The sequence below is a fragment of the Methylobacterium sp. A49B genome (assembly GCF_053346215.1).
Window position 1 is genome coordinate 1 of sequence record NZ_JBKFBO010000113.1, and the last position, 7,929, is coordinate 7,929.

At 68.8% G+C, this 7,929-nt stretch carries 11 protein-coding genes; 6 read left to right on the plus strand and 5 right to left on the minus strand.

Annotated features, from left to right (window positions below):
- Positions 1 to 46: 46 nt before the first annotated feature.
- The 4 genes from ACLBX9_RS20070 to ACLBX9_RS20085 all read left to right on the plus strand — a co-directional run bounded on the left by ACLBX9_RS20070 (position 47) and on the right by ACLBX9_RS20085 (position 1,986).
- Positions 47 to 703 carry a response regulator transcription factor gene (locus ACLBX9_RS20070; protein WP_447720189.1) on the plus strand — a complete coding sequence of 219 codons (657 nt, stop codon included), beginning with the start codon at positions 47 to 49 and terminating at the stop codon, positions 701 to 703.
- Between the two features lie 120 nt (positions 704 to 823).
- Positions 824 to 1,072, plus strand: a complete 249-nt coding sequence (locus ACLBX9_RS20075; protein WP_010687620.1) for a hypothetical protein — start codon at positions 824 to 826, stop codon at positions 1,070 to 1,072.
- 250 nt (positions 1,073 to 1,322) lie between these two features.
- On the plus strand, positions 1,323 to 1,607 hold the full coding sequence (locus ACLBX9_RS20080) for a hypothetical protein (RefSeq protein WP_447720190.1): 285 nt from the start codon (positions 1,323 to 1,325) through the stop codon (positions 1,605 to 1,607).
- Between the two features lie 178 nt (positions 1,608 to 1,785).
- Complete coding sequence (locus ACLBX9_RS20085) at positions 1,786 to 1,986, plus strand: hypothetical protein (protein ID WP_447720191.1); 201 nt, start codon at positions 1,786 to 1,788, stop codon at positions 1,984 to 1,986.
- 450 nt (positions 1,987 to 2,436) lie between these two features.
- Here the strand turns inward: ACLBX9_RS20085 and ACLBX9_RS20090 are convergent, their stop codons facing one another.
- Both ACLBX9_RS20090 and ACLBX9_RS20095 read right to left on the minus strand, forming a co-directional pair.
- Positions 2,437 to 3,765, minus strand: coding sequence for a Y-family DNA polymerase (locus tag ACLBX9_RS20090; RefSeq protein ID WP_447720192.1), 1,329 nt, complete (start codon positions 3,763 to 3,765; stop codon positions 2,437 to 2,439).
- Positions 3,762 to 4,214, minus strand: coding sequence for a LexA family protein (locus tag ACLBX9_RS20095; protein WP_447720193.1), 453 nt, complete (start codon positions 4,212 to 4,214; stop codon positions 3,762 to 3,764). Before ACLBX9_RS20095 ends, ACLBX9_RS20090 begins: the two co-directional genes overlap by 4 nt.
- A gap of 167 nt (positions 4,215 to 4,381) precedes the next feature.
- Here ACLBX9_RS20095 and ACLBX9_RS20100 point away from each other — a divergent pair, with 167 nt between their 5' ends.
- A complete protein-coding gene (locus tag ACLBX9_RS20100) occupies positions 4,382 to 4,636 on the plus strand; it encodes a hypothetical protein (RefSeq protein ID WP_010687626.1) in 255 nt (84 codons plus the stop codon).
- 32 nt (positions 4,637 to 4,668) lie between these two features.
- A complete protein-coding gene (locus ACLBX9_RS20105) occupies positions 4,669 to 4,911 on the plus strand; it encodes a hypothetical protein (protein WP_010687627.1) in 243 nt (80 codons plus the stop codon).
- Between the two features lie 547 nt (positions 4,912 to 5,458).
- Here ACLBX9_RS20105 and ACLBX9_RS20110 read toward each other — a convergent pair.
- The 3 genes from ACLBX9_RS20110 to ACLBX9_RS20120 all read right to left on the minus strand — a co-directional run.
- Entirely contained in the window at positions 5,459 to 5,920 is a 462-nt protein-coding gene (locus tag ACLBX9_RS20110; protein WP_447720194.1) for a MucR family transcriptional regulator, read from the minus strand.
- 415 nt (positions 5,921 to 6,335) lie between these two features.
- Complete coding sequence (locus ACLBX9_RS20115; RefSeq protein WP_447720195.1) at positions 6,336 to 6,677, minus strand: hypothetical protein; 342 nt, start codon at positions 6,675 to 6,677, stop codon at positions 6,336 to 6,338.
- Between the two features lie 271 nt (positions 6,678 to 6,948).
- Positions 6,949 to 7,929 (minus strand): hypothetical protein (locus tag ACLBX9_RS20120; RefSeq protein ID WP_447720196.1); only part of this gene is annotated, 981 nt, incomplete at its 5' end.

The following is a 7,929-nucleotide window of genomic DNA, read 5'->3' on the forward strand; positions in this document are numbered from 1 at the left end:
CGAGCCCGGCCATTTGTATCAAGCCGGGAGAGAGAGGTGCGAGGTCATGAGTACGGCCGTTGGCGTCCTGATCCTTGATGAACCGCAGGACCTGAGCGCGACTGTTCGCGCGACACTGGAGCACATGCCCGAGCTCCACACGATCGGCGAGGCGGATCTGGATCGGGCGAACACCGACACGACCGTCGCGCTGATCTTCCTCGACGAGATCCGGCTTGCCGACGGGATCGCCCGCATCGTCGGCCTGAAGGAGCGTCAGCCCAACCTGCGCACGCTGGTGGCCTTCGGCGCGCTCGCGGCGGATGACCTGCGCGCGCTGCTGGCTGCGGGCGTCGACGCGTTCGTGGCGCGCTCGAAGTCGCCCCGGGAACTCGGCGCCGCGCTGCTGGCGCTCGCGGAGGGCTCGGACTGCCTGACACCGCCGGAGCAGCCCGATGCGGCGGCGAGCGAGGCGGCCGACAGCCTGGGCCTCACGCCCCGCGAGGCCGAGGTGCTGCGCTTCCTCAGCTCCGGCTTCAGCAACAAGGAGGTCGCCCGGCGGCTGGCGCTGAGCGTGCGCACCGTCGAGACCCACCGGCTCAACCTGCGCCGCAAGACCCAGACGGGCCGCCTCAAGGATCTGGTCTCGCTGGCCCGACAGCTCAGCCTGCCTCCCGTCATCGACACAGAGGCCAGGCGCGACACGTATCGGCTTCGGCATTGAAGCGCGCCGCGTCGGTCAGCCATCCAGGCGCTTCGATCCAGGCTTCAATCCAGGCTTCAGCGCCCGGCGACAAGGCGAAGCCTCTGGCTTGCAATGCGCATCTTCCATTGGAACAGGTCCATGCCGCTTTACGATTTCACGTTGGGCCAACTGAGTGGCCAGACCTCGTTCAAGCGCTTCCACTTCGAAGCTCGCGATCTGGACGTTGCCATTCGCGAAGCGACGGCGTGGGCGAAGCATACGCGCCGCCACTCGGGTCGTCCGAACGACACGTCGCATTGGCCGCTGGTCATCTTGGCGGGAGAAGGTTCGGCCGATCTGAGGCCTGGGACGATGCTGTTCGAATTGAAGGACGTACACCCGGATTGAGGACGGTCCTGCGTCGTCACGGGCTGCTCGACGCTGCCTCTGGCTTGCAGTAGCTCTCGTGGATGGTGATCGCCTCGACCCAGGGCATCGACTTAGGCAAGCGAGGCCTACCCGCTCGCGAAGGCCTGGACCCTCGACCGCGTCGAGAGGGTCCGGACGAACGCGGGCGCGGCCGAGGCGCTGAAGACAAGGTGGCGGGGAGGCGCACCATGGTCCGGACCACAATCCTGCCGGCCCATCCGGTGACGGGGTGAGCGAGGCGGTGGCCACAGCCGCGGGCCGGCATTGGTTCTACGACAGCAAGATCCTGGTCGCAGCATTCTGCCTGCTCTCGATCGTCGCCATCTTCTGGCAGGTCAGCCGCTTCGAGGGCTTCGAGCCGATCTTCACGTGCGCCTCCGAAAGAGACCTGGATCGTGGACTGCTCTCCATGGGCGTGGAGGCCTGCATGGCGGACGCGAGATCGCAGGCGGCGCAATCGCGCTGCATGCATGTGTCCTACCTTCTCGCCTGCAAGGAGGAGAGGTGGCGGTGATGGCGTCAGAGCCTGCGCCTCCGACGGATCCTGTCGAGACGCTGAAGCCCATCCGAGCGGCGGTCGCGCGCGCGTGCGAAACGACCTCCGGCACGCCGGCCGAGCCGATCATCCAGAGGATCTGCGGCCTCCTCGACAAGGCTTTGCCGCTGGAGCGGCGGCGGAGGGTGACGAAGCGTTGAGCGAGGAGCCCGACCACGAGCACGAGGTCGTCGTCGCCCGCCTGATGAGGCAGCTCTACGGCTTCGCGGAGGGCCTCGGCCTCGACGAGGCGACCACGCGCCATATCGTGGAGCGCGTCATCGCCGACATGCCGCTGTTGCCGGACGATGATCGTCTGGCCCGGGCCCGCAATTGGATGCTCATCGCGGCGCAGTAGCGACCGGAGCGAGATTGCCGGTCCTGGCGCGGAGGCCGCCGACGCGCTCCGGGCCCGCGGCCCCAGCGTCGAACCCTGGAGCGACGATTTTCCGCTCGGCGCGTCGCTGGCGAAACGCTGATGGATGGCGCGTTGCTCGCGCTCGCGATCGAGTACGGGATGATGGACTCGCCCGGTCCGCCGCAAGAGCCGTCGGCGCGCCCGCCGAACCGCCGGCGCCAGCCCGCGGTCGCCACCTTGCAGCGCTGCCAGCCGTCGCCGCCAGCCCCGGCGGCCTGCGCCACGACGCCGATCCAACCGCGATGCCGGCGCTGCGCGAGTTCAGGGACGTCGGGGAACGCGCGACCCGCGGGCAAACCGGTCGGCACGCGGGGCGCCTCACGCCGGCCGGGCGCGAATGGCTTGCCACGCGCGGCATCCGCGGGAACGCCGAGACGTGAGCGGCGACCGTCACGCATGGGCGACCGGCAGCTCGCTGACCTGGGTCGTGTAGCGCGGCGTGCGCATCTCGAACTTGGTGTTCCAGTCGCGCCGGCTGACCAAGCCCGCCCGCGCCGGCACGACTGCGCCGCGACCCCAGCGCGCGTTGCACGCATCCATCGCCGCCATCAGCGGCCCCGACCGCGCCCGGTCCAGCGCGCCGATCAGCGCCCGCGGGCTGTGCGACAGCGGCACGAGGTCGTTGGTGACGAGGCCGGCCTTCGCGTACCGCCAGGGCCGCTCGCCCGGCTCGCGCCACGTCTTCGCCACTCCGTGCCGCGCCGCCTTGATCAGCGCCAGCGTGTCCGACGTGTGCTCCGGCAAGGTGACCGTGGTGGACACGGAGCGCATCGGGGCACCGTGGTCGTGCTCGCTCGTGTGATAGAAGACGGACACATGGTTGGTGCCGAGCCCCTCGCGCCGCAGCTTCTCGCCGAGCCGCGTCGCGTGGGCCGATACCGCCTCCTCAAGGGTCGCGCGGTCCTCGATCCGGCTGGAGAACGAGCGCGTCACCGCGCAGCCCTTCCGCCGGGCCGGCACCATCTCCAATGGCAGACAGGCCAGCCCGCGCAGTTCGTGGATGATGCGCTCGCCCACGACGGTCAGGCCCTTGCGCACCGCCCGCGGGTCCAGGTCGCGCAGGTCCGCCACGCTCTCGACGCCCATGGCCTCCAGCTTGGCGAGCGAGGCGCGGCCGATGCCCCACACTGCCGCGACGTCGATCCGGCACAGCCAGTGCGCGTAGGCCACCGGGTCGGTCAGGTCGCACACGCCGTCGAGCGCCGGCACGGACTTGGCGATGTGGTTGGCGAGCTTGGCCAGCGTCTTGGTCGGCCCGATGCCCACGCAGGTGGGAATGCCCGTCCAGGTCCGGACGGTGGCCCGCAGGTCCCGGGCGAGTTCGACGCGCAAGGCCGGCGCCACGTCGGCGAGGTTCAGGAAGCTCTCGTCGATGGAGTAGATCTCCACCTGCGGGCTGAACCGACGGTAGACCGCGTTGGTGCGCCCCGACATGTCGCCGTAGAGCGTGTAGTTCGACGACAACACCCGCACGCCCCGGGCCCGGCACAGGTCGCGGATCTTGAAATACGGGTCGCCCATCCTGATGCCGAGCGCCTTCGCCTCGGCCGTGCGGGCGATGGCGCAGCCGTCGTTGTTGGAGAGCACGATCACCGGCACCGCGGCGAGCCTGGGATCGAACACGCGCTCGCACGCGCAGTAGAAGCTGTTGCCGTCGATCAGCGCCACGGCGCGGCCGCCGCCGATCCGGTCACGCAGGCGCGCGTCGGGGGTGCTCACGAGAGCTGCCCGCGGGCCGCATGCCAGCGGATCGAGAAGCGCACCACGCCCCAGAGCACGCCCTCGCCGAGTTCCTCGATCGCGAAGGCGGGCATCTCGGGATTGCAGAAGGCGAGCCGGGCGACGTTGCCCTCGATGACGAGGCGCTTGCAGCTCATCTGGCCGTCGATCGCGGCCACGACGATGCTGCCGTGACCGGCCTTCAGGCTGCGGTCGACGCAGGCGAGATCGCGGTCGTAGATGCCGGCGCCCTCCATGGACGATCCACTGATCCGCCACAGGAAGGTGGCGGGCGGGTTCGGCACGAGCCAGCGCGGCAGCTCCAGCGCATCCTCGACGAAGTCGTCCGCGGGCGAGGGGAAGCCGGCGCACAGCGCCTGTCCGATCAGTGGGATGCGGACGGCGTCAGCGCTTTGGACCAGCAGTTCGTCGATCCGGTTGAGGTGCACCCGTGGTCCCGCCGTGCTAGAACAGACGAAGAACAAACATCAGGCGGCCCGGTGGTTCAATCGGCGAGGTCATCGAACCAAAATGCGCCGTGGACGGGTGTGGACAGTGGGGTAGAAGGCGAATCGTGGCGTCAGCTTACGCCGCCTTTTGCAGAAGTGAGGCGAAGATGGCGATGAAGACGGCGTTCGTGGTGCAGCCCTTCGAGCTCCATCGCAAGAGGCTGCGGCCGGCTCGCCAGGAGCCCGCTCAGACAGAGAGCGGTGCGTTGAAGAAGGCCGAGAACTTGGCCAAGCGGATGCCCGGCGCGGCCGCGCTGAAGGTGGTGGCCGACGACGAGACCGGCGAGCTGGAGGGCGTCACGATCCTCGGGCAGTGGGGCGAGATCCCAGACGATTTCGCCGAGAGCCTGCAGGGCGGCTGAAGCCCGGCATGCAGAAGGATTGGGAGAGCGACATGTCGGCCGTTCGACGGGTCGGGAACTTCCTGCAGGTCCAAGACGGCGATGGCTGTCGGCACCTGCTCCGTGTCACGAGCGTCCAGGCGCTGAGCGACACCGACCTGATGCGCAACGAGACCTTCATCACGGCGGCGGGTCGAACGATCCGGGTGACGCAGCCGCTCGATGAGATCGTGGAGCTCGTGGCACCCGGCGAGGGAGGGATGCCGGAGCCGAAGGACGAGGCGTGGCCGTTCTGACGTCCCCGCGCCACGAACTCCCAGACCGGCCCGCCCGGCCCGCGGCGAGGCGGTCGCCGGCCATCGGACCGAAGGCGATCCGATCCGATCCGATCGGCGGCGATCGCCGCGGCCGCGCCGGGATCAAACACCTAGCAGGTCGACGCACGAAAAAGCCCGCCGCGGCGAACCGGGCGGGCGGAAGGCTGGTGCGTCTCTGAAGAGTCGAAGGGGGAGACACGGCTGCGACCGTACCAGCGCCACGAAAACAGGAAACCCCGGCTCGATGACAGATCGAGCGACCTTTCAGCTTCAACGAAAATACCCGGCGCACCGGTGCCGGTGGGGCTGAAGGGATCTGTCGCTGCGCTATCGCGAATCAGTCTGCGCGCTGGCGGGCACGGAGTTCCGTCAGCTCGGCGGCCGCCGCCGATCCGCGACCCGGCCGCCTCCGGCGCGGCCGGCGATGAGCGCGATGCCGATGCGCCCCGAAACGCGAAGACCCCGCTGCTTCGTGGGCGCGGCGTCCCGTGGGCGCAGGAGCTGCTTTTCCGCCGCGTCAGTGCGATCAGGCGGCCTTGCGACGACCCTTCGCCTCAGCATGGGCCATTGCACCGGGGCGGCCGAGACCGATCGCCTTGGCCAGCGCCGAGCGTTGGGCGGCGTAGCGGGGGGCCACCATCGGGTAATCCGCCGGAAGAGCGAAGCGCGCGCGGTAGGCCTGGGGCTCAAGCCCGTGAGCCGTGAGGTGCCGCTTGAGCGTCTTGTAGGATCGACCGTCGAGGAAGCTGACGATCCCGTTTGGCTGAATCGACCTGCGGATTTCGGCGGCGGAAGGCCGTTCGATCAGTTCTGCCGAAGCTGGGTTGGCTGAGCTGCCGGAAGCCAAGCCTGCTACGGCTCCGTGCACGCTCCGGATCAGGTTCGGCAGTTCCGCTACCGGAACGGCATTGTTTGAGACGTAGGCAGCGACGATGTCGCCAGTCAATGCGGTGACGTTGGAGCCGAGCTCAGCGTTTTCTTCTGACATGCTGTGCGTTCCTGATGTGCGCCCTCAGGGTCGACATGTGCCGGTCGAACTCCGCCGGCAAGTTGAAAACACGCAATGCTGTCAATCGGCCGCACAGATTTGAGCCGTCCGATTTTACAGCTTGGAAGTGCTGTCGAGAACAATACGAATGCTGATAGGAATGGGATCCGAGGAGCCATGCTACAGCTGAATATCGGAACCGCACGAATGGCAGCGGCGCCGCTGTAGCTCAGCCATCCGCACGGACGACGTTCAGGACGGCCTCGAACGGGCTCTCGGGCGACAGCACCGCCCCGTCCGCAAGCCCCATCCGCAAGCCGCGCCCGCACGACGATTCCGAGCGCCGCCAGGACGAAGCGGGCTCGGCGCGGCGGCAGCCTCATGCGCTCGTCCCGTGCTCGATCGTGTGGCGGGACTATGGTCGCGGGAGGCGCAATCCGGTGGCCTGATCAATCGCCGGTTCCCCTCGGCCGGCGGCGGTCCAGCGGTGTGGTGGGTCGACCCAGACCCGGGCTGCGCCATCGGCGGATCCAGCGACCGGTCCCGGCTGCGCGACCGCCTTGCTGGCGGCCACATCGTCGCCCTTCGGCGTGAGAGCGCCGGTCGTGACAGGCTCGGCCAACGCGGCCGGCGCGGCCGGCGGCACCGTGGCCGAAGTCGGCAGTTTTGGCGCTTGGCCCATTACTGCTGCCGTCAGTCCAATGCCGGCCAGTACGAACGCGAGACCGTCGACCATCAGGTAACCGAGCCGGGCCATCGTGCCTTCTCCAATCCTGGAGAGCGACGGCTAACGCTGAACACTTAACGATCTGGAGCCGTGGAACGAAGATGACGCCCGGGCTCGTCCCAGGACACCGGCGCGACCGCCAACCGCATCTCGGGCGGCATGAACTGGCGCAGCCTGCCTGGCACATGCACCCGCGTCGCGCACGTCCTGAGCGTGGTTCACGGCGGTCACAGGCTGCGACCACGCCTTCGACACGGATCGACGACGGCGGCAGGCCACCGGTCCAGTCCGCTTGCCCGCCTCAGATCACCGCCAGCTTGGCGAGTTCGTGGAACCGGGGCGCCGCGTCGAACAGGGCGGCGTGGCCGAGATAGTACAGCACCAAGAAGGCTGCGAGCGCGCCGCCATAGTAGGCCGGCGCCATCAGCGCCTGCCGGGCCCGCACGGTTGCCGTTGCATCGTCGGCCGCGATGGCCAGGAGGACCACGATGATGCCGGAATGGCCGATGGCGTCGACCTTGCCGAACTCAAAGATCGCCGAGACGAAGATCGCCGCCAGGATGATCGCGGCGCTGCGCCGGACGAGGGGCGTCCAGATCAACGCGAAGGCCAGGGTGAACTCGATGACGCCGGCGGCCTGCATGAACAGCGCGGGCGTCGCGCCCATGGTCATCTGCGGCTTGGCGGCCAGCAGCGGATCGGTCCACTGCGGGTAGGCCCACTTCTCGATGGAGGCCCACATCAGGGTCACGGCGGCGGCGTAGCGCACGAGGTCGAGGGGGCGCAGGCCGAACGGATCCAGCCCGAGGCCCTGGATGATCAGGTAGGCGGCGATGCCGAGGAAGATCGGGTAGTCGGCGAGATGGAACAGGCCGTACTGCGCGGTGGCAAAGCTGAACAGGAAGACGATGCCGAGGCCGGTGAGCGGCATGGTCCGGCGCCAGATCAGGCAGCCTGCCATCGCCAGTTGCAGCCACGGGATCCAGGCCAGGTCGGTCTTGAGTTCCGGCGTGAGGATGATGCCGCCCAGGCTCCAGAGGGACACCAGGAAGAAGCCCAGCGTGCAGCGGACCAGAAGCTCGGTGTCGGTCCGGATCCGGGCGGTCACGCGATCGAGCGCCCTGAGCAGCGCACCGCCCAGCGGGGTCCCCTCGGCCAGGCAGCCCGCCATCAGGCAGACCAGGGCAAGACCGGTCAGCCACTCGAAGTCCGGGCACAGCACCTGCTCGAGACCCTGCGGCTGCCCGGCCACATCGTAGGCGCAGAACCACTTCACGTGGGC